The sequence below is a fragment of the Leptospira bourretii genome (assembly GCF_004770145.1).
GTDB classification, from domain to species: Bacteria; Spirochaetota; Leptospiria; order Leptospirales; family Leptospiraceae; genus Leptospira_A; species Leptospira_A bourretii.
On record NZ_RQFW01000018.1, the window covers coordinates 196,657 to 216,457 of the forward strand.

Consider the following 19,801-nt stretch of genomic DNA (forward strand, 5'->3'; position numbering starts at 1 on the left):
AACCAACCCTGTACCGACTAACAGCAAAAAAAACCAAACCATCAAGGCTTTAGACTCGCCTCAGATCGGCAGAAATTTATTTCAAACGACTGGACAAATAATATTACTTTAGTAGAATAACGAGTCATGATGGGCATGCGAAAACAGATAACATTTTTTTCATTGGCAATGGGTTTAGCCTTTGGCTGCAAACCTGCTGAACTCTCGAACACTTGCGATGCGAAAACAAAAGAATACTTCCAAGCAACAATCATACGGTTTGTCACAGGTGACAGATCTCCTTCTTGTCTCCCCTCTTTTGATTTTCAAGACTTATGGGGTGTTTATATGGGTACAGGCACCACTGGTGTCAATGCCATCGCAAGTTATAACGATCAAATCATCATTGGTGGAGATTTTCAATTCGTGGGACCATCTACCGGGAATGTTGTTTATTTAGAAACATCCAATGGGAAGGTGCTACCCAATCGTTATTGCCCTTATTTAAAAGTAGTGGGGACTACTGGTATCGCCATCTCTGATGGGAATGGTGGATTTTATATTGGCGGTGAATTCTATGCAGTCCAAGGCGTAGAAAAGTTTAGTATCGCCCATATCCTTCCTGGTTGCCAGTTGGATCATAACTTTACGGTTCCCAATGATAATAATAAAAGTGTTTATACTTTGTTACTCGCTGGAGATTTCCTCTATGCAGGCGGATATTATACTGACGATAATAGTGGATATCTAGTTCGTGTGAATCGATACACTGGTGCCTTGGACACTTCGTTCGCTCCAAATCCAAATACACTAGTGTCCGATTTAGAAACCGATGGAGACTCTCTTTATGTTTGTGGAGATTTTACGAATATCGGTGGTTATGCGAAAAATGCCTTAGTTAAGTTTTCTCTTTCCACTGGTCTTGTCATACCTTCTTTCACGACAACCATAACTGGAGGTAGTTGCCTCGATTTGCATTACGGAACCGATGCCAGTGGGAGTCCCGTTATCTATGCTGTGGGTGATTTGACAACCCCAACCTTTAATAGGGCCCTATCTTTTTTTCCCGATGGGTCTTTAACCACTTGGAATCCAAATCCGAATGCCAAGGTCAACTCCATCCAACAGTATCACAATACGATCTATTTAGGTGGTGATTTTACCACTATCAATGGGGGAACTACCTCTAACTATTTAGTCTCTGTCAATAATAGTACGGGTACTGCCATCAATACAAATTATGGTCTTGGTGCCAGTCAGCCTGTCGCCACCCTGCAAATCATTGAAAATACACTATACTTAACCGGAGAATTTACCTCCGTAAAATCTGTTCCGAGAAACTATGCTGCCGCACTTTCTTTGCCCGATGAATCGGTCACTGCCTTTAATCCGACTTATGATAATGGTATCACTAATCCTGGTTCGGGGATTGTATCGGCTGGAAACGGGGTTGTACTTTTCACTTCCAGTCGTTCCACAGTGAATGTAGTTGCCCGAAATCATTTTGCCGTTTTGGATGAGGTGACAGGGGCTCCGATCGAAGGAACACCTTACTTTGATTTCCCGATCAAAGCCCTCCATCGCATTGGAAACAGACTGTTTGTCGGTGGATCTTTTACTAGTATTGTTGGACAATCAAGGAATCGATTTGCCATTTTGGATTTACCAAATTACCAACTAAGCCCTATTAACATCGTTCTCTCCGGTAACCCCGATATCCGCACGATCACTAGCGATGAATCACAAATATATGTAGGAGGAAACAGTTTAACCAATGTAAACGGTCAAACAAGAAACGGAGTCTTTGCACTGAACTCAAGTGACCTTTCCGTTAGTGGATGGAATCCAGATCTAGGCATTGGGAGTAGTGGAGAGAGTATTTTAGTCGTAAATGATCTTGTTTTTATAGGTGGATTGTATTCAGGAATTAACGGAGATGGTGTTACCACAAATTACCAAGCAGTGGACAAAGTTTCTGGAATCAAACGTGGCATTCCTTCAACAAACAATTTTCCTAGTAGCGGTGTTTATGCGCAAAGTTTAGTTGGATCGAAAATTTTTCTCGGAGGGCAATTCACAACAATTGGTAGTTTAGGAACCTTTAACTCGATTGCGGTTTATAATCTCGCCAGTCAATCTTACGAACTACCGAACCCAGTATTTAGTGATAATATTGTAAACCATATTGCAGCTTATCCAGATGGAAACGTTCTCATTGGAGGATCCTTTACTACTTTAAACGGTATCCCTGATCACTATTCCCTGGGAGTCTTTAATAGTAACACCAATACACTTTCTCCATGGAAGTCGTCCATCAACGATGTGGTTTATACATCCATGTATAAAAATGGAAAATACTATATCGGTGGTGCATTTACGATTGCACACAAAAAAAGTAATGGTGGGCTTGTCCGGTCTAGTTTGAATGAATGAGATCAAAAAAAAATAAAAGTTATATAAAAAATTTATACACGGGAGCCGGTTCCTAACCGGCAAAAATAGGTTTCATTTTTGTTTTTTAAGTTTTCTTTTTAAAATCTTTTGCAAAGCTTCTTCACCCTTTTTGGCACCAAGTAAAACTGTTTTATAAAGTTTTGTACGAATCGTTGTTGTGAGTTTAACAGGCAAAGGTCCATCTGGGGCCACAGTGATAATCTTTACTCCACGAGGAGGTTTAACTACAATCTCTCTTGCCGTATTAAAATGAAAATGATGAAGTTTTCTCATCAACCTACGAATGGTTCGCCTTGTTGGAAAAGCAAGTAAACTGGTAAATCTTGTAAGCGGACCAGATATATGTCGAATGGGTGAATTCATAATCACCACAATTTCTTTATACCCGGCTTCGATGATATCTTGTATAGGGAGTGGATTTAAAATAGCAGCATCAGAATACAATGTTCCATTTAACCAATGTTTACCGCGTGTGGCGATTGGTAACGAAGTCGCTGCTTTTAAAAGATCGAACACATTCGATGAAGTTGCTTTAATGTATTCAATGGAATGAGTATGTAAATTACTTACCGCCACCACAAAATGTGGGACATTCTTTCGATCCAAAGTTTCCGATTCCAAACGAACTTTTTTACGAAAGATAAAATCAATGAGATACTCTTGGTTGAGTAAAGTTTTGCCCTGAAAGGGATGCAAAAAAGAGATTAGTTTTCTTCCTGATAAATCTCTGTACCAAACAGCCAGTGCCTTTTCGCTTTTGATAGGTTCTTCTTTAGGCATCGATACATAATAAGCTGCCGCACAAGCACCGGAGGAAACACCAACCACCAAATCAAAGTAATTCGGTCGTAAGAATCTGTTCCAAGCATACAAAACTCCTCCAGAGAATGCACCTTTCATCCCACCCCCTTCCACAAGTAAGGCTCGTTTTGTCCCTTTCGCCTTAGGAAGTTTGGATTTATTAGGAGATTCACTAGATAATTCGTTCGACACCATAATGTCAGAGTCTTTCAACCCAGTTTCGGTTGCAAAAAACTATTCAAAAAAAGAAGGAGAAATTCAGTTTTAGGGGAATCGACAAACAAAGGCATCAGGAAGTGGACAAATTCTGATTATGATAAAAAATTTCCTTTCGATACAATAAATTTCACTACGTACGCAATTGAATAATAGTATGCTCGGCATTAAAACTTTGGAGACAAACGTAAACGGAACCCTTGTCAAAGGTTCTCTCCAATTGAATGCCAAAGGAGCTTACCAACTTGATTTGATCTGTCCTTATGTGGGACCCATGTTTACCTTTTCTTTTCCCAAGGTTTACCATGCACTTTGGGACGGACATGTTTCCGAAATCGATGGGTATGCCACAAGCCATCTACGTACACTCTTTCACAAATGCGAAAACATAAAAAAGGAAGTTCCTAAGTTCGAACGTGAACTCAAAGAGTTTTGGTTGGAGATAGAAACGATTTCAGTACTTTCCCCATTAGAGTGGAATGAAAAATGTACATTCCTTAAAAAGGCCTTACAAGATGGTTATATGGACGCAGACATATACGAAAAAACTCTTAATGATCTAACCATCATGATGGAAAAAAAATATTTTGAACGAGAGAAACGTTGTGAAACATTTTTACATCAGTACCTTCCCGAGTATTCACACCTACAAAATTATTTTTCATGGATTCGCTTCTGTTATGAATTAACAGAAAAAAAACACCTGCTCTTACTTTAAATTTTCCTTTTTCTTGCCAAAGATACGAGTCTCGTCTTTACTTTCCATTAGAACGGAAATTTATTTCCGAAAATCCCAATATTAAACTCGGAATTTAGCTATGCGACCAATGGATCAAATCACAGGGAAAGAGCAAAAACACCATGTGATCTTACACTATCTCATGAATCAGGAAATGAAATCGAATTGGAATGGGCAAACCCAAACCATGACCGTCACACAGGAATTACCTGGTGGAGAAGAGATTGTTGTTGATTGGTCAGAAGTTTGGCCACTCACCCAAGGTTCTACCTTTATCCTTTCTAAACTTTTAGCACGATATTTAGAACTTCATTGCACTTTTGTAAAACAACTTTCCCCTCATAAAATTCAAATCCATGTAGATAAAGTTCTCATTGCAAAAAAAGAAAGATTAAATCCACGTTTTACGATTACAGAAGAAGGACTTGTCAATGTAACCAACATCGTCAGCTCCAAAACCATTATCGAAGCAAATATGTTTAATATCCCAACTCTTGTGCGAGTGAACTTTGAAGATTATCGCAAACGGATGATGGTTAGATCCGGTGAAGCCGGGACGATGGATATTTTTAAATCAGGATTAGAACGAAAGTTTGATGTTGTTAAATCAAGCCATAAAATTCTTTTTATAAAAGATGCAACGAACTCAGAAAGTTATCGTTCCGATGCAGAAGGTTTTATCAACTACGAAGATGAAATTGATGAACAAGTTGAAAAACTTGCTATGGTTGCTCGTGATAAAAAAATAAAGTCAGAACTCATTGTTCCGATTCTTTATAAAAACGAATTAGAAGAAATCATTCCCATCGGATATTACTGGTTACAAACAAAGGATAATTTCATCACCGATGACGATTTGACTTTTTACCAAACACAAATTGCTGAAATGATCGAAAGGATCAAAGATGCCAATCTAATGACCACAGTGGAAAAATTTCCTGTTTTGGATTTGTCGGCCACTGGATTAAAACTTAGAATCGCAAATAGTAGTTTGGTGGAAACACTTCCTAAACAGAAAGGAATTTTGTTGGAACTGGTTTTTAAACTTCAAACTCCATTTCGTTTTTTTGGCAAAATCGCATGGGCGAGAAAAGAAGATTCTGGAGACTTACTTGTAGGTGTGGAATTTTCTGGAAAACGAACCTATGCTGAAAAAGTTCGCTTCGAAGAAAATATCGAGATCATTAAAAATAATGGGAAATCCGCCGCCTAAACTAACGGGTTTCCAATTTGATTGTTTTTGTAATTTTGGGAATTTCGTAAGCGCAGATATAGTACAACATTTTTAAATCAATGTAATCGTAGGCCCGGGCTAAATCTTTTTGCCAAAGGGAATCAATCTTATCCCAAGGCAAACTTGGGTATTTTTGTTTTTCTGACTGAGGGATTTTTAAGGATTCTGTTTGAATGTAACGAAGCATTTCCTCAGCAAAAAAACTATCATGCTCCCCTTCTTTGAATTCTTGGATTTGGTTTCTGAAAAGAAAGGACTCCAGTTCCCGGCAATAGAAGATAAACTCATGAAACATATGGAGACTCTAAAATACGATTCCGTTAAGAACAGTTTTTTTCATTGGCAAAGAAATCCAAATCTTGGAAGCTTTCACTACGTATGAAGACCAACATCCGAACTGTCTTATTTTTCCTTTTTGTTTTGGTTCTCCCCATCCAATCAGCAGAAAAGGACTTCCAAATCATTGATCTTGTTGTGGGAAAAGGAGAAGAAGCCTTTTCTGGATCCTATGTCACAGTTCACTATGTGGGCAGACTGACCAACGGTACGAAGTTTGACAGTTCTCGAGATCGGAACCGACCTTTCGAATTTAACTTAGGTGCGGGAGAAGTGGTGAAAGGTTGGGACAAAGGAGTAAAAGGGATGCGAGTGGGTGGCAAACGCAAACTCATCATCCCACCGGAACTTGGATATGGAAGTAAAAAAGTTGGAAACATCCCACCGGATTCCACTCTTATCTTTGAAGTAGAACTTTTAAAGATCTATTAAGCTTTATTCATCGGACTTGTACGTATAAAAAGAACGATCACAACTCGGTCATGAATTTCTTGACAATGTTAAGAATGATTCTAATTTGTTTTGACTATGCCAGTTCCAAACTTTCGAACTTTTTCCCTCCTTCTCCTCATCGGTTTTTCTTTGTCGTTATGCAAACCTAAGTCAGATTCCGACGAAGAAACCTTACTCCTGTTAGCTGCCGCTACAACAAAAATTTGTGCCAACGCAGCATATACCGGAGCCACAGTTGTCAATTCAACTGCAACTCTCAATGCAAGTACAGATTGTATCACGGGAATGACTTCTTCTATGTCAGCTGATTTACCAGCTTGGATACGGAATAACTTTAAATGTTCAGTCGGTTCCGTTTCTGGTTCTAATTATGTATTCCGATCACAAAACATTCCCAATAACAAAAGTTTTTATTTTGGATCTACTTCTCCAATGTATGAGGCACTTGCTGGTGGACAAAAATCTGCTGGGAACAACCAAATTGCATCTCAGTGTTTGGTATACACTATCCCAAGCTCTCCTGCTGCAAAGTCAGGAGCGCTTGTGGGAACCCAAAGTGGTTATGCTTCTGTAGGGATTACGGTGAATGGACTTGCCATCTTCAACAATGCAGCAGCACCGGGAGACACACTTGCTACGGAAGAACAAACCTTTGATAAATACAATGGTCACCCGCAAAGCTCTGGTGTATACCACCACCACTCCCAACCTCTCAATGTATCAAACAACAACTCCAATTTAATTGGTGTCCTGATTGATGGATTCGCTGTTTATGGAAGAGATTGTACATTGAATGTTAATAGCGGAGGAACCACTTCCACTCCTACTATTGGAAGTGATTTAGATATAAACCATGGGCATACGACAACAACCGCTCATTTCACTACAGCTACCTATCATTATCATTATACGACTGATCCAACGGCAACAATACCTACTCTGATCGGTTCCAATTTTCACGGAACACCAGGGACAGTTTCCAATTAATATTTGTTATCTAGGGAGACAAACTCTCCTCTCCCTAGTTTTATCACTTTACCTAATCTCTTGTTCTCCCCTTCGTGTGAATTCGGAGGACAAGGAACTGAGTCAAGATTCCAACCATTTCCTACTATACCAAGGAAAACCACTGACGGGAATCCTGATTCAAAAAAATCCGATTCTTTCCGAAATCTATGAAACCGAATATTACAAAGGAGTTCCTCACGGTCGTTATACGGCGAAAAAAGAGAATGGAACTCTAATGGAAGAAAGGAATGTTCGGTATGGACAAAAACACGGAAAACAAATTAGTTATTTTGAAAATGGGAACTTACGTCAAAAATCTGAATTTGATAATGGTAAACCCATGGGCGAATCGATTGACTATTTTGACAATGGGCAAATGGCCACCTATCAGACATTCTACGATTCAGGGAAACCAAAAGTTACTAAAAAATGGAACAAAAGTGGACAAATATATTTGAACCATGTTTTTCTGGAAACAGGGGAAAGTTTTGGAAGGCCCGGAAGCAAACTTTGTGATCCCATTCCCGAGGGGGAGAAAAATCTTCCATAAATGCAATGTTGATCAATCCAAACATTTCCAACCAATCTGATCAAAAAAAAATCCAACCTAACCCTCATGTTTTTTTTCCTTTTTGGGTTCTCATCTTATTTCTATTGACTGCCAGTATGATCCATGTGAATTGCAAACCAACAGAACAAAGTCCCGATCCCAATGTTCCCCCTTATTTTTCGGGAAAAGATTTTGACCCGGTTTGGACAGAAAATCCAGAAAAAGATTCCAATATAAAAAGAATTCCAGATTCATTGGAGCTTATCGAACAAACGGGAAAAACAATTTTCCCCAGGGACTGGGCACCAAGCGAACATTTGGTGGTATTCTTTTATGCCACCTGTCGTGGGATTTGTCCGCTCATCACAAGAAACTTAATCCAAATTGAACCAAATTTTTCTGAATTCCCAGAACTCAAAATTTTTTCCATTTCGATTAATTCGAAAGAAGATACAGTTCCTGTTTTAGAAAAGTATCGAAAGACCTATCAAATCAAAAACACAAATTGGAGTTTTTTTACCGGTAAGGAAACGGTGATCGAAGATTTTGCCAAAGGGACTTGTGGTGCAGAAATGGAAGGATTTTCTGTCGAACGAGGCAAGTATGAATTTGTTCATACAGAGAATATTTTTTTATTTGATAAAGATAGATATCTACGCGGAATCTACCGTGCCAAAGGTACGGGAGATATACAGAGGTTAGTGGAAGATTTACGAAAACTAAGAAAAAACCATTAATCTAAGGATTTTTTTAAAAATCCTTAGATTGTTCCAGTGATCAGAACAGAAGTTTGACCATCTATTTTTTAGAACTTAGTTTTTAATTTTATATCCCGTGCGAAAGATAAGCCAAGTCACAGTCAAACAAAGAGTCAAAAAAACAAGAATCATCGAAATACTAACAGAAAGTGCTACATCTGCTCTTTCAAAAAAACTGTAACGAAACCCACTCACCAAATACAACACAGGGTTAAACATACTTAATTTTTGCCAAAAAGGTGGTAACATTTGGATGGAGTAAAAACTTCCTCCGAGAAATACAAGTGGAGTGATGACAAGCATAGGAATCATCTGGAGTTTTTCAAAACTATCCGCCCAAATTCCTATCACAAACCCAAACAAACTAAAACTAATACATGTTAACACAAGAAAAAACACCATCAGAATAGGATGATCGATACGAATGGGAACAAAAAAAGATGCCGTGATCAGCATTAACACACCAAGCATGAGTGATTTGGTGGCCGCAGCTCCGACATACCCAATCACAACTTCCCACATCGTCACGGGTGCTGAGAGGATTTCATAAATGGTACCATTAAACTTAGGAAAATAGATTCCGAAGGAAGCGTTCGAAATACTTTCGGTCAGTAACGACAACATCACAAGGCCTGGAACGATAAAACTTCCGTAATGGATTCCATCAATCTCTTGGATTCTGGATCCAATGGCCGATCCAAAAACAATAAAGTACAAAGAAGTGGAAAGGACAGGAGATGCGATACTTTGTAATAGTGTACGAAAGGTTCTTGCCATTTCGAATTTATAGATAGATTGGATTGCGTAGAAATTCATACAGCCTCCTGTAATAATTGAACAAAAATTTCTTCTAGTGAACTTTGTTTTGTACTCAAATCACTGAATTGGATTTTTAGTTTTTTCAAATCATCCAAAAGTTTAGTAATGAGACTACTATCATCAGAGCGGTCATATGTAAATACAAGAGCCGAGTGGTTATCAACAAGTTCCAATTCATATTTTGAAAGAGACTTTGGAATTTGTTTTAGGCTTTTTTTAAGTTCAATCCGGAGTTGTTTGGTACCGAGTTGTTTCATTAACCTATCTTTATTTTCAGTCAGAAAAATCTCACCTTTTCGGATCACAGAAATTCGGTCGGCAATAGATTCCGCTTCTTCGATGTAGTGAGTGGTTAGGATGATGGTCACACCATTTTTCCTAAGAGATTCTACAATCTTCCACATATCCTTCCGTAATTCCACATCCACACCAGCACTTGGTTCATCCAAAAAAAGAATTTTAGGTTCGTGTGACAGTGCTTTGGCGATTAAAACTCGACGTTTCATCCCACCGGACAATGTCATAATCCTTTGGTCCTTTTTGTCCCAAAGAGAAAGTGATTTTAAAACTTCTTCAATGTATTTTGGGTTGGCTGGTTTTCCATAGAGTCCTCTCGTAAAAGAAACACTGGCCCACACTGTCTCAAAAGCATGGACACTAAGTTCCTGAGGAACAAGGCCAATGAGAGATCTTGTTTTTTTAAAATCTCCAATGATGTTAAATCCAGATACGTTCACCTCACCACCGCTTGGCGAAACAATCCCACAAATCAAATTGATTAGAGTGGTTTTTCCTGCTCCATTGGGGCCAAGTAGTGCGTGAATTTCGCCCTCTTTTACTTCCCAATTTACATTCTTTAGTGCTTGGAATCCATTGTCATAAGACTTGGAAACTTGTTTTAGAGTGAGGATTGATTTCAAACAGTTTCATCCTTCCAGCCAATGTCATTCAGGAAGTCATCATAACCCCCGTCATAGACAAAAACTCGGTCATCATCGAATACAATTAGTTTTGTGGCTACAGCGCGCAAGTGCATTTCGTTGTGTGTAACCATGATTACAGAACCATCAAAGTTATCAATGGCCTCAATGAGTGAGTCACAAGATTGCATGTCCAAGTGGTTTGTCGGTTCATCCAAATACAATAAATGGCAAGGTGTGACCAAAATTTTTCCAAGAAGGACCCGGCTCTTTTCTCCGCCAGAGAGAACCTTAATCTTTTTTAAAGCTAGGTCTTCCGAAAACATAAGCCCACCGGCAATGTTTCTTGCCTTTCCTTCGGAACAATTGGAATCCGCACTCATGATCTCTTGGACAACGGTATTACTTTCGTTCATATTCAATTTGTTGGTTTGTCCAAAATACCCTTCTTTCAAGATCGGATGTTTTTTGACAGTACCTGAAACGGGTGAAAGCTCTCCTGCAATTAACTTTAGCAAGGTGGACTTTCCTTTTCCGTTTTTCCCTATGATACAAATTCGATCTTCTGGCCCAACACTAATGGAAAAGTTTTCAAATAAAAAAGGTGCCTTATTTTCATAAGAAAACGAAACTTCCTCTACACTTAACATCTGATTTGCGGAAAATGGAGCGCTGTTAAAATAAAGTTCCATATCTTCAATGGTGTCGAGTGCTTTCATTTCACCTTGTTTCTCTAACTTTTTAACACGAGATTGGGTCCGACTTGCAAAACTTGCTTTTGCTTTAAACTTTGCGATAAAGATCTCTTCTTGTTTGCGTTTTTTCGCTTCGTTTAGCCTGGTTTTTTCATAGATCTCTTCTGCTTGGTTGATCTGTGTGTATAACTTTTCTGTATCACCTTGGACCTTAATGGCTTTGGTTCTGTGAATGGCAACAGTATGAGTCACAACGCTATCCATAAAACTTCTATCATGTGTGATGAGAATGATTTCTCCTTCCCATTCACGGAGAAATTCCTCTAACCAACGTATGGTGACAATATCTAAATAGTTATTTGGTTCATCTAAGATGAGCATATCGGGAGCTGAAACTAGAAGTTTGGCTAGGTTCATTCGGATTTGGTATCCACCAGAAAATTCATCTGGGCTTCTCTCCATGTCTTTTTCCGAAAATCCAAGACCAAATAAAATACGTTCTACTTTCCAGGTTTCGTATTCATCCCCTTCTGGAAGGCCAAGGGCACATTCTTCCAAAACAGTGGGTTTGGTAAAAACCAAATGCTGCTCTAGATGCCCAATGCGGTATCCTTTTGGAATGGTGATGTTCCCTGAGTCTGGCTCAGATTTTCCTAAAATGATTTGGACAAGTGTGGATTTACCATGCCCATTACGACCGACAAGGCCGACACGTTCGCCACGATTGACGCTAAATTGTAAGTCATCGAATAAGACGTTACCGTTAAATTGTTTGTTTAAACCAGAGATTTTGATCATATCATTTCCGAAGGTTACCCTTCTAGTTAGAACCAGGATCGAAAAAGAACCGGAAACGACGAGTAGAAACGAAAAGAAATAGGGAACATTCGGTCAAGAAATCCAAATTCCCAAGACATAATCACAGGGAAAAACACCTGTCAAATTATGGACTTTTTTTGAGGTTCCAAAATTCCGAAACTATACTGTGCGAACTTTTCTTTTTTTTATCCTTAGTTTCCTTTGCCTCACTGCAGGTGAAAGAACCTATGCCAATGGCAACTTACAAGTGGCCTTTGGTGCGGAAGAAAATTATTTACTAGTTCGTTCACTTGACTCGAGTGTCATCCATTTGGGAAGCCCAGAAGAAAAACAAGAATACCAGGAAATCATTGATGAGTATTTGCGATTCAAAAGTCTACACATCCAAGGGAAATATGGAGATGCCTATTTAGCCGTTCGTTCCACACAATCCAAACTCATCAAACTGTATGATAAAATTCTTAGTAAAAATATCGCATTGGTTCGTTCTGAACTTATTTTACTCGGTGGTAAGTCTCGCGATAAAGAAAAAACACAAACAAGGGCATTTTTACGTCTGGCACTTCGGGATGTAAGTGAAGCCGAACAAAAGTTAGTGATGGCAAGAAACACTCGCCCTCTCCTTTATCTTTTGAAACTACGTGAAATGTTATTTTCTTTAAAAATTTTAAAACATGCGGGGAAGTTTGTAGTGTTTCTCAACTTATTACACGATGGTAAGTTTATGGATTCCATCGAGTTTTCTGATTTTGATTCCATCGAATCAGAACTCATTCGTGGATTTGGGAAAGGGAACAACCGACTGCTCGCACTTCATTATGATAATTCCTTTTTACCTTTTGGAGAAGAAAGTATTTACGAAAGTATGATGACAAACTACAAAGCTCCAGAAATCAAAAAAGACTAATCACGTAGAATCGAATTTGTTCGTTACCGATTTGTTTGTTTTTTGATCGAACAATCGAATGTTACTTTCGTTCATCATTTTAAGTGAATTAAGTCTCGGCCACGATTTGCTTTTTCTTTGGCTTCTTCGATTGTATTTCCCAATGCTAAACTAACACCCATTCGTCTCTTCCCATCAATTTCCGGTTTTCCGAAAATTCGAATGTCAACTCCCTTTAGTTTTAAAGTTTCTTCAATGCCTGAATAAACTGGCGATGTCGTTTTTCCTTCTAAAAGAATGGCGGAACTAGCAGCTGGAGTTTGAAAGATGAGCTCCGGAATGGGTAAGCCAAGTAAGGCTCTCGCATGAAGTGAAAATTCAGAAAAATTTTGCGAGATAAGAGTCACAAGCCCTGTGTCATGTGGTCTTGGAGATACTTCACTAAAGTACACTTCGTCACCCTTAACAAAAAGTTCGACTCCAAATATACCCATCCCACCTAGTCCTGTGGTAACTGCTTCTGCAATTTTTTCAGCGGCACGTAAAGCAAGTTCCGACATGGGTTGAGGCATCCAAGATTCCACATAATCCCCGTTCACCTGTCTATGCCCAATGGGAGGCAAAAAAGTAGTTCCTCCAATATGGCGTATGGTGAGAAGAGTGATTTCAAAATCAAAAGGGATAAACTCTTCAATGATCATTTTCCCTTTTCCAGTCCTACCTCCCGTTTGCCCATAGTTCCAAGCCTTTTGTATCTCCGATTCATTTCGTACCAAACTTTGTCCTTTCCCAGAAGAACTCATAATCGGTTTGACCACACAAGGAAAACCTATCTCCTCTACCGCTTTCGTAAAACCTTCTTCCGTATCGGCAAAAAGATATTTAGATGTTTTTAAACCGAGTTCTTGGGAAGCAAAATTACGAATCCCTTCTCGGTTCATGGTAAGATTCACTGCTTTGGCACTGGGGATGATACGAAAACCTTCTGCTTCCAATCGTACCAAAGTTTCTGTATGGATGGCTTCAATTTCGGGAACTACAAAATCTGGCTTTAACTCGCGTATGGTGGCTTCCAATTCTTTTGGATCAAGCATATTAATGACACGAGATTCTTGTGCCACAAGCATAGCAGGTGCATTCGGATAACGATCAACTGCGATGACATGAACACCTAGTCGGTTTGCCTCAATGGCAACCTCTTTGCCAAGTTCTCCGGATCCAAGAAGTAAAAGTTTAGTAGCGTTGGGAGTAAAAGGAGTTCCGATCATAATCACATAGATCGGGAAGTGGCTCATTCAGACAAGAAAGATTATGGCCACTCATTCGTTGGAAAATGATGTTAATTTACATCAAGTAACGTTTGCCGAGTTTATCTCTTTGGTATACATTTGCACCCATTCGTATCAATAGATCGGAAATTTCACCGAGACCATCAAAACTATTAGCGATATGAAGGGCAGTCACTCCACTGGGGTCCGCAGCATTGGGATTGGCGGCAGAATTCAATAATACTTCAACAGCTTCGATATTTCCTGTTTCAGTTGCTTTGTGAATTGGATACAAACCCATGTTATCTGGTAAGTTCGGGTCCAAACCAATTGTGAGTAATTTTTTCAAATAATAGATATCTGAAACTTCAGTGACGGCAATCCCAAGCAACAATGCAGACTCAGATACCAAAACTTCTTTTAATTCAGGATCGGATAATAACAAATCAAAAGAATCTTTATCTTCTCGTGTGATGGCAGAACACAAGGTGCGTAACCGGAGGTTGGATTTAGTTTTACCAACAAAATCGATAATGTTTTGTATCATGTTTCTATCCTATCAGTATGAGACGAATCTCCATTGTAAAAATGGGACATTTTTTCATATTCTGCGAACCATTCATTGGGAATACTTCCCGAAATTCGTTTGAAATCGTGATTGAAATGGGACTGGTCAGAGTATTCAAATTCATGTGCCAAATCGGTAAAACGGAGTTCTGGGTTGTTTTTTCGGTAGTGGTCTGGATTTCGCACCATTTCCAATAACCTGTGCACTGTTCTGTATTCAGAAGGATTCATTCCCACTATCTCTTTGAATTTACGATCCAATTGTTTTCTGGAAATTCCCAATTTTTGGCAAAGGCCTTCGATGGGAGTGGCTGGATTTGTGAGTTCCAAAAGTGCAAACCGAACATACGTTGGAATTTCCGAAGGTTGTCCCGGATATTCTTTAAGAAACCGAGTGAGAAATTCAGAAATTCGATTTTCAGCAGGGAAACCAAAATCGGAAACTCCACCTAACATTGATTCATCACCTATTGAAATAAATTTGTTTTGTAATTCATCTCCACGTTTGGAAAAAAGAGAATACATTCCTCCTACAAAAAACCGAATGGCAAACAAATTTAAATCTGATTCTGATAAAATCCTCCACCTTCTAGTTTGTGGGCCAACGATGTGTAACTTTGGTAACTTAATGATTTCTCGGTTTTCTGTTTCTACAAGTGGCGGCTCACCCAAATGAAAAACCACCTCACATTCGTAAGATGGCAGTACCCAAGGAAGGTCTCGGACATTCACTCCCTCCCAAATCCAAAATTCCTTAACAGATGATTCTAAATGGGAAGGAGGTTTAATAAATCGAATGTCCAATCGTTACACCATTTTTATTTATACTTTTATTTCCAACGACTCATTCGAAGTGCATTCAAAACAACAGATAAAGAACTGAACGCCATGGCAGCGCCACTCACCCAAGGAAGAAGAAGCCCGGAAGCAGCAATGGGGATTCCTAATAAATTGTACCCAAGAGCCCAACCAAAATTTTGCCGAATATTCGTGACTGTGTCTTTACCAATTGTGATAAGATCCACAATCCTTTGGATGTCTCCATTCACAAGCACGACATCTGCCGTTTGGATGGCCACATCAGATCCAGTTCCCATTGCAATCCCCACATCAGCCGAAGCAAGTGCTGGGGCGTCATTGATTCCATCTCCAACCATCGCTGAATGGATTTTTTCTGTTTTGAAGGTTGTGATGATTTTGGCTTTTTCCTCAGGAAGGAGTCCGGAATACACTGCTGAGATCCCCACTAACTTGGCAACTTTGTTTGCAGAATTAGGATGGTCTCCCGTCAAAAGGACTGGTTCAACTCCCATAGATTTTAATGTGGCAATTGCACCCATCGCATCTTCACGCAAACCATCTTCGATTCGAAAGACAATCATACCATTTGCATTTCCTCGAATGCCAACAAATACCAAACTCGATCCATCTTCTGACCAAACTTTCACTGACTCATTCATTGTATCAGAAACAGAAAACCCGTTCTCTTCAACAAATGTCCGTTTGCCGGCAAAGAAGGTATTCCCATTTTGTTCCGACTGGATTCCTCCTCCAGGGAAGGTATTGGTTGAAACCATTGGACCTGAACTTTGATACAGATTTTTTTCCTTCCCATACCCAACAATGGCCTTGGCTAAAGGATGGTCAGAAGTTTGTTCCATCTGGACAATGTTGATTAAGATTTGGTCTAGATCCGAAAGACTCAATCCATAATGGATCATTTCTGTGACTTTCGGTTTTCCTTCTGTCAAAGTTCCAGTTTTATCAAAACCAATCCAATTGATTTTTGAAACCGATTCCAAAGCCTCAGCACTACGAAACAATACTCCATGTTTGGCAGCTCTTCCCGTACCCACAAGTAATGAGATTGGTGTTGCAAGACCGAGGGCACAAGGACAAGCAATCACAAGAATGGCAATACTTGTTTCAATTGCCGAAGTAATATCTCCAGGTGTTAAAACAAAATACCAAACAAAAAAATCAACCGCACTAATTGAAATCACAATCGGAACAAAATACGCAGAAATCTGATCTGCGATCCTTTGGATGGGTGCTTTGGTACCGAGTGACTCTTCCACAGAACGAATGATATGTGAAAGTGTTGTGTCATTCCCTACTTTAGTTGCCTTCACCACTAGCGAACCATTTCCATTGACTGTACCACTCAGAATCGAATCACCGATTTTTTTTTCTACTGGCATACTTTCACCAGTTAACATTGATTCATCGGCAAAACTGATTCCTTCTGCAACAATTCCATCCATCGGGAATCGTTCTCCCGCTTTTACCAATACAAGATCCCCAGTTTTCAAATATTCATTGGGAACCTCTGTCCATATTTCATTGGATTGCACAGTGGCAGTCTCTGGGCGGAGTTTGAGTAATGCATTGATCCCATCGCTACTTTTTCCCTTGGCATAATGTTCGATCCATTTACCACCAAGAATAAAAGTGATAAGAACAGCAGAGGTTTCAAAGTATAAATCTTTACCGAATATACTATAACCGTAAGCAGCACTTGTCCCAATGACAACAAGGACATCCATATTGGCAGATCCATTCCTTAGTGCCCGATAGGCAGATTTGTAAAACGGAAATCCAATGATGAACTGAACTGGGAATGCAATTGCCATCTGGACAAACCGGTCCATTAAAAAATGTGGCATAGGCATAAAACTTAAAAAACTGAAGTGGGTAACCATTCCATAAAACAATGGTAAGGAAAGGACCAAAGACGAAAGGAAACGAATTTTTAAATTTCTAGTTTGATCCTTTTGTTTTTTTTCAGTTTCGGATTGTTGATTTGCATCATGAACCAGTGCGGAGTATCCAAGAGATTCTACTTTTTTTAATAAAGAATCTACTGTGACGGAATCAGAAGTTCGCAAAAAAACAGATTCTCGAGCAAAGTTGACTCGAACATCAGAAACTCCATCCATTTTGGCAAGGCCCTTCTCAATGCGAAGGGCACAATTTGCACAGGTCATACCAAAAAGATCTAATGTTCGTTCGGTGGTATTATTTAGCGTTTCCAAGAGAATATCCATCCTCACCCAAACGTTCGCGAAGTAAATTCAACTCCGCATCCGTTAAAGATTCTTTCACAGAGACAGTTTTTAAATCTAAATTTGCAGTTGCCTCTTTTCCATTCTCTGCAAACACTTTCTCTACAGTTTTTTTACAATGCCCGCAAGTCATTCCTTCTATTTCATAATTAACCATGATGATGCTCCTTCTTTTCTTCCTTAACCTCAGATAACGGGAGTTTGTATCTTACTTCCGCACCTTTTTGAAAATTCCATTCAGGAGAAAGAATCAATTCTCCCTCCAAAACAGAACTTCCCTTGGGAATTTCACAATAAAAATGATCAGGATGGCCTGCACATTTTAATGGGAATTCTTTTCCATTTGATACAACCTTACCTTGTAACTTCGAATTTTTGGAAGTAGGATTTTCAAAATTAATATCAAGTAGATACACTTTAAATCCCAAATTTTGGTAAGGAAGCACTTCCGTGTGGAAAGCCCCTGGCATCCGAATCACACCTCCGTGAGGGCCGGGTTTGTGTTCTCCGTGCGCTGACATCTGATTGGCACTAACCAGAAAAACCAAAACCATAAGTTTGACAAATTTTTTGATTGGCTTCATGATAACTCCTCTGTTAACATAAATCCAGTCTAAACCTTCCTACGATTGGAAGGTCAATAGCCGATTTCATTTTTTTTACTATTTTTCTAAATTTTTTTTTGGGAGAACCTTATGAATATTGGAGAACTTTCTAAAGAATCCGGAGTCAGCGCAAAACTCATCCGTCATTATGAAGGTATCGGACTCATTCCAGAAGCAGGTAGAACTGAAAATGGCTATAGATCCTATACAACCGATGACATCCACTACTTACGTTTTATCAAAAGATCAAGAGAACTTGGTTTCCCTTTGGAAGATATAAAAAGTTTACTTGGGTTATGGAAAAACAAGTCACGAAGTAGCAAACAAGTAAAGTTACTTGCAGAAAAACATTTAAATGATTTAGATTTAAAACTAAAACAACTAAAGGATATGTCTGATACTTTAAAAAATCTCGTCAAACATTGCCATGGCGATCATAGGCCTGACTGTCCCATTCTAAAAAACTTGGAACAAACCTAATCGAGAAAAATATAATTTATAAATCTTTTTTGAGAACATCGGCAATCATTCGAGTGGCCACTTCATTGATATGAATATCTCCATTTTGTAACAAATCCGTTCTGTATCTCATAAAGTTTCGTAAATCGATAAATGGAATATGATTTTCTTTGGTCAACCGGATCAAATCCAAAACCAACTCGGAATCAGATTCCAACCAACTAGGGTTCATTTGAAATCCTATGTTTTTATAAATTTCATAACGAGTTCTATCATATTCAACTTCCAATGGAAGATAAACTACCCTTAATTGTTTGCCGTCTTTTTCTATTTGGTCTTTTAGTTGGAAAAAAATCCGACTCCATCGTTCAAAATTTATTTTTGCAAACGATTTTGTATCAAGAGCACTCGAAAGGTAGGTCGGACTAATTTGGTATAAAGTTTTAAGCGGAAGAAAATCTACGACCTCATTTTTTTTTGACTTATGAGTGGATGGTGAATAAGGAAATTTTGATACTCTCTCCAACTCGTCTTCCATTCGTTTTTGAATGGATACAAAGTATTTTTTTTTCAAATACAAACGAGTAGCTTTTGGAAAAAAAAATGATGAAAACTGAAGATACATTTTTTGGTGATTTACAAAATGTAAATAGTCAGGAGTATCTCCTGTTTCATAAATATCATTACCATAAACGATTAAGTATACAGTTTTTTCTTTTAAGTAGGGACTTACCTTTTGATACATCGAAAATTCGTTTTCTAAAGTAAACCCAGGAATCCCAACGTTTGTCCATTGGCAGTTTGTCTCTCGATTTAAAATTTCAGAAAAAGTATCCTTCCAAAAAATTCCGGAACCAAATGTTTGAGAATCACCTAATAACAAATAACCGCAACTAAAGTTACTTTTTGTACTACCGATTCGAACCCCAAATTCATTGATTTGCCCAAATTCTCTTTCACCTTGTCGAAAATAAGGAATTTTTCTGCTTACAGGGAAATGGTAATGGCCATAGGAAGATTCTAAAAACCCAAAGGAATCAATGGTTCTCGTCACAAACAATGACCCACAAAAGAACACAATGGCATAAAAAGTCAATTTTATGGATTTAGAAAGAAAAGTGGCTTTGTGAATATCTTTTTTCATTGCGGATCTTTGGAATGGAAGAAGAG

21 protein-coding genes are annotated in these 19,801 nt (G+C 38.8%); 9 read left to right on the forward strand and 12 right to left on the reverse strand.

The window, feature by feature from the left end:
- Positions 1–135 precede the first annotated feature (135 nt).
- Positions 136–2,412, forward strand: a complete 2,277-nt coding sequence (locus tag EHQ47_RS12945) for a hypothetical protein (protein WP_135777311.1) — start codon at positions 136–138, stop codon at positions 2,410–2,412.
- 72 nt (positions 2,413–2,484) lie between these two features.
- Here the strand turns inward: EHQ47_RS12945 and EHQ47_RS12950 are convergent, their stop codons facing one another.
- Positions 2,485–3,429, reverse strand: a complete 945-nt coding sequence (locus EHQ47_RS12950; RefSeq protein ID WP_135747842.1) for a patatin-like phospholipase family protein — start codon at positions 3,427–3,429, stop codon at positions 2,485–2,487.
- Between the two features lie 178 nt (positions 3,430–3,607).
- Here EHQ47_RS12950 and EHQ47_RS12955 point away from each other — a divergent pair, with 178 nt between their 5' ends.
- Positions 3,608–4,168, forward strand: coding sequence for a hypothetical protein (locus EHQ47_RS12955; protein ID WP_135747841.1), 561 nt, complete (start codon positions 3,608–3,610; stop codon positions 4,166–4,168).
- A 109-nt stretch (positions 4,169–4,277) separates the two neighbouring features.
- Complete coding sequence (locus tag EHQ47_RS12960) at positions 4,278–5,402, forward strand: DUF1577 domain-containing protein (protein ID WP_244290341.1); 1,125 nt, start codon at positions 4,278–4,280, stop codon at positions 5,400–5,402.
- 1 nt (position 5,403) lies between these two features.
- Here the strand turns inward: EHQ47_RS12960 and EHQ47_RS12965 are convergent, their stop codons facing one another.
- Positions 5,404–5,718, reverse strand: a complete 315-nt coding sequence (locus EHQ47_RS12965) for a ribonuclease HepT family protein (RefSeq protein WP_135694016.1) — start codon at positions 5,716–5,718, stop codon at positions 5,404–5,406.
- 83 nt (positions 5,719–5,801) lie between these two features.
- Between EHQ47_RS12965 and EHQ47_RS12970 the strand changes: the two genes are divergently transcribed.
- The 4 genes from EHQ47_RS12970 to EHQ47_RS12985 all read left to right on the forward strand — a co-directional run bounded on the left by EHQ47_RS12970 (position 5,802) and on the right by EHQ47_RS12985 (position 8,507).
- A complete protein-coding gene (locus EHQ47_RS12970) occupies positions 5,802–6,191 on the forward strand; it encodes an FKBP-type peptidyl-prolyl cis-trans isomerase (protein ID WP_135747839.1) in 390 nt (129 codons plus the stop codon).
- A 96-nt stretch (positions 6,192–6,287) separates the two neighbouring features.
- The gene (locus EHQ47_RS12975; protein ID WP_135777312.1) at positions 6,288–7,199 is read left to right on the forward strand and encodes a YHYH protein; all 912 of its coding nucleotides are present in this window, start codon (positions 6,288–6,290) and stop codon (positions 7,197–7,199) included.
- Between the two features lie 76 nt (positions 7,200–7,275).
- On the forward strand, positions 7,276–7,770 hold the full coding sequence (locus EHQ47_RS12980) for a toxin-antitoxin system YwqK family antitoxin (RefSeq protein ID WP_208727440.1): 495 nt from the start codon (positions 7,276–7,278) through the stop codon (positions 7,768–7,770).
- A 5-nt stretch (positions 7,771–7,775) separates the two neighbouring features.
- Positions 7,776–8,507: an SCO family protein gene (locus tag EHQ47_RS12985; protein WP_135747837.1), complete on the forward strand. Its 732-nt coding sequence runs from the start codon at positions 7,776–7,778 to the stop codon at positions 8,505–8,507.
- 75 nt (positions 8,508–8,582) lie between these two features.
- Here EHQ47_RS12985 and EHQ47_RS12990 read toward each other — a convergent pair whose 3' ends face one another.
- Genes EHQ47_RS12990 through EHQ47_RS13000 form a run of 3 tightly spaced genes read right to left on the reverse strand, consistent with a single transcriptional unit; the run spans position 8,583 to position 11,760 of the window.
- Positions 8,583–9,344 carry an ABC transporter permease gene (locus EHQ47_RS12990; protein WP_135747836.1) on the reverse strand — a complete coding sequence of 254 codons (762 nt, stop codon included), beginning with the start codon at positions 9,342–9,344 and terminating at the stop codon, positions 8,583–8,585.
- Entirely contained in the window at positions 9,341–10,267 is a 927-nt protein-coding gene (locus EHQ47_RS12995) for an ABC transporter ATP-binding protein (protein ID WP_135747835.1), read from the reverse strand. The genes EHQ47_RS12990 and EHQ47_RS12995 overlap by 4 nt, the downstream gene beginning before the upstream one ends.
- The gene (locus tag EHQ47_RS13000) at positions 10,264–11,760 is read right to left on the reverse strand and encodes an ABC-F family ATP-binding cassette domain-containing protein (protein WP_135747834.1); all 1,497 of its coding nucleotides are present in this window, start codon (positions 11,758–11,760) and stop codon (positions 10,264–10,266) included. Before EHQ47_RS13000 ends, EHQ47_RS12995 begins: the two co-directional genes overlap by 4 nt.
- A gap of 187 nt (positions 11,761–11,947) precedes the next feature.
- Between EHQ47_RS13000 and EHQ47_RS13005 the strand changes: the two genes are divergently transcribed.
- The gene (locus EHQ47_RS13005) at positions 11,948–12,688 is read left to right on the forward strand and encodes an adhesin OmpL37 family surface protein (RefSeq protein WP_135777314.1); all 741 of its coding nucleotides are present in this window, start codon (positions 11,948–11,950) and stop codon (positions 12,686–12,688) included.
- 74 nt (positions 12,689–12,762) lie between these two features.
- On the opposite strand, the gene purT is transcribed toward EHQ47_RS13005, so the two are convergent.
- The 6 genes from purT to EHQ47_RS13035 all read right to left on the reverse strand — a co-directional run bounded on the left by purT (position 12,763) and on the right by EHQ47_RS13035 (position 18,151).
- The gene (gene purT / locus EHQ47_RS13010; protein ID WP_135747856.1) at positions 12,763–13,935 is read right to left on the reverse strand and encodes a formate-dependent phosphoribosylglycinamide formyltransferase; all 1,173 of its coding nucleotides are present in this window, start codon (positions 13,933–13,935) and stop codon (positions 12,763–12,765) included.
- A 76-nt stretch (positions 13,936–14,011) separates the two neighbouring features.
- The gene (locus EHQ47_RS13015; protein ID WP_135747832.1) at positions 14,012–14,482 is read right to left on the reverse strand and encodes an ankyrin repeat domain-containing protein; all 471 of its coding nucleotides are present in this window, start codon (positions 14,480–14,482) and stop codon (positions 14,012–14,014) included.
- Complete coding sequence (locus EHQ47_RS13020; protein ID WP_135747831.1) at positions 14,479–15,306, reverse strand: helix-turn-helix domain-containing protein; 828 nt, start codon at positions 15,304–15,306, stop codon at positions 14,479–14,481. Before EHQ47_RS13020 ends, EHQ47_RS13015 begins: the two co-directional genes overlap by 4 nt.
- Before the next feature lie 26 nt (positions 15,307–15,332).
- A complete protein-coding gene (locus EHQ47_RS13025; RefSeq protein ID WP_135747830.1) occupies positions 15,333–17,537 on the reverse strand; it encodes a heavy metal translocating P-type ATPase in 2,205 nt (734 codons plus the stop codon).
- Complete coding sequence (locus EHQ47_RS13030) at positions 17,521–17,724, reverse strand: heavy-metal-associated domain-containing protein (protein WP_135747829.1); 204 nt, start codon at positions 17,722–17,724, stop codon at positions 17,521–17,523. Before EHQ47_RS13030 ends, EHQ47_RS13025 begins: the two co-directional genes overlap by 17 nt.
- On the reverse strand, positions 17,717–18,151 hold the full coding sequence (locus EHQ47_RS13035) for a hypothetical protein (RefSeq protein WP_135747828.1): 435 nt from the start codon (positions 18,149–18,151) through the stop codon (positions 17,717–17,719). Before EHQ47_RS13035 ends, EHQ47_RS13030 begins: the two co-directional genes overlap by 8 nt.
- Before the next feature lie 111 nt (positions 18,152–18,262).
- On the opposite strand from EHQ47_RS13035, the gene cueR reads away from it, so the two are divergent.
- Positions 18,263–18,652 (forward strand): Cu(I)-responsive transcriptional regulator, encoded by a 390-nt coding sequence (gene cueR, locus EHQ47_RS13040; protein WP_135747827.1) that lies wholly within the window; start codon positions 18,263–18,265, stop codon positions 18,650–18,652.
- Between the two features lie 16 nt (positions 18,653–18,668).
- Here the strand turns inward: cueR and EHQ47_RS13045 are convergent, their stop codons facing one another.
- Positions 18,669–19,775, reverse strand: a complete 1,107-nt coding sequence (locus EHQ47_RS13045; RefSeq protein WP_135750057.1) for an SGNH/GDSL hydrolase family protein — start codon at positions 19,773–19,775, stop codon at positions 18,669–18,671.
- Positions 19,776–19,801 lie beyond the last annotated feature (26 nt).

Bases quoted from the DNA above. Each gene is read 5' to 3' on its own strand.
- EHQ47_RS12945 (WP_135777311.1), top strand. From the start codon at position 136: ATGCGAAAACAGATAACATTTTTTTCATTGGCAATGGGTTTAGCCTTT.
- EHQ47_RS12950 (WP_135747842.1), bottom strand. From the start codon at position 3,429: ATGGTGTCGAACGAATTATCTAGTGAATCTCCTAATAAATCCAAACTT.
- EHQ47_RS12955 (WP_135747841.1), top strand. From the start codon at position 3,608: ATGCTCGGCATTAAAACTTTGGAGACAAACGTAAACGGAACCCTTGTC.
- EHQ47_RS12960 (WP_244290341.1), top strand. From the start codon at position 4,278: ATGGATCAAATCACAGGGAAAGAGCAAAAACACCATGTGATCTTACAC.
- EHQ47_RS12965 (WP_135694016.1), bottom strand. From the start codon at position 5,718: ATGTTTCATGAGTTTATCTTCTATTGCCGGGAACTGGAGTCCTTTCTT.
- EHQ47_RS12970 (WP_135747839.1), top strand. From the start codon at position 5,802: ATGAAGACCAACATCCGAACTGTCTTATTTTTCCTTTTTGTTTTGGTT.
- EHQ47_RS12975 (WP_135777312.1), top strand. From the start codon at position 6,288: ATGCCAGTTCCAAACTTTCGAACTTTTTCCCTCCTTCTCCTCATCGGT.
- EHQ47_RS12985 (WP_135747837.1), top strand. From the start codon at position 7,776: ATGTTGATCAATCCAAACATTTCCAACCAATCTGATCAAAAAAAAATC.
- EHQ47_RS12990 (WP_135747836.1), bottom strand. From the start codon at position 9,344: ATGAATTTCTACGCAATCCAATCTATCTATAAATTCGAAATGGCAAGA.
- EHQ47_RS13000 (WP_135747834.1), bottom strand. From the start codon at position 11,760: ATGATCAAAATCTCTGGTTTAAACAAACAATTTAACGGTAACGTCTTA.
- purT (WP_135747856.1), bottom strand. From the start codon at position 13,935: ATGATCGGAACTCCTTTTACTCCCAACGCTACTAAACTTTTACTTCTT.
- EHQ47_RS13015 (WP_135747832.1), bottom strand. From the start codon at position 14,482: ATGATACAAAACATTATCGATTTTGTTGGTAAAACTAAATCCAACCTC.
- EHQ47_RS13030 (WP_135747829.1), bottom strand. From the start codon at position 17,724: ATGGTTAATTATGAAATAGAAGGAATGACTTGCGGGCATTGTAAAAAA.
- EHQ47_RS13035 (WP_135747828.1), bottom strand. From the start codon at position 18,151: ATGAAGCCAATCAAAAAATTTGTCAAACTTATGGTTTTGGTTTTTCTG.
- cueR (WP_135747827.1), top strand. From the start codon at position 18,263: ATGAATATTGGAGAACTTTCTAAAGAATCCGGAGTCAGCGCAAAACTC.
- EHQ47_RS13045 (WP_135750057.1), bottom strand. From the start codon at position 19,775: ATGAAAAAAGATATTCACAAAGCCACTTTTCTTTCTAAATCCATAAAA.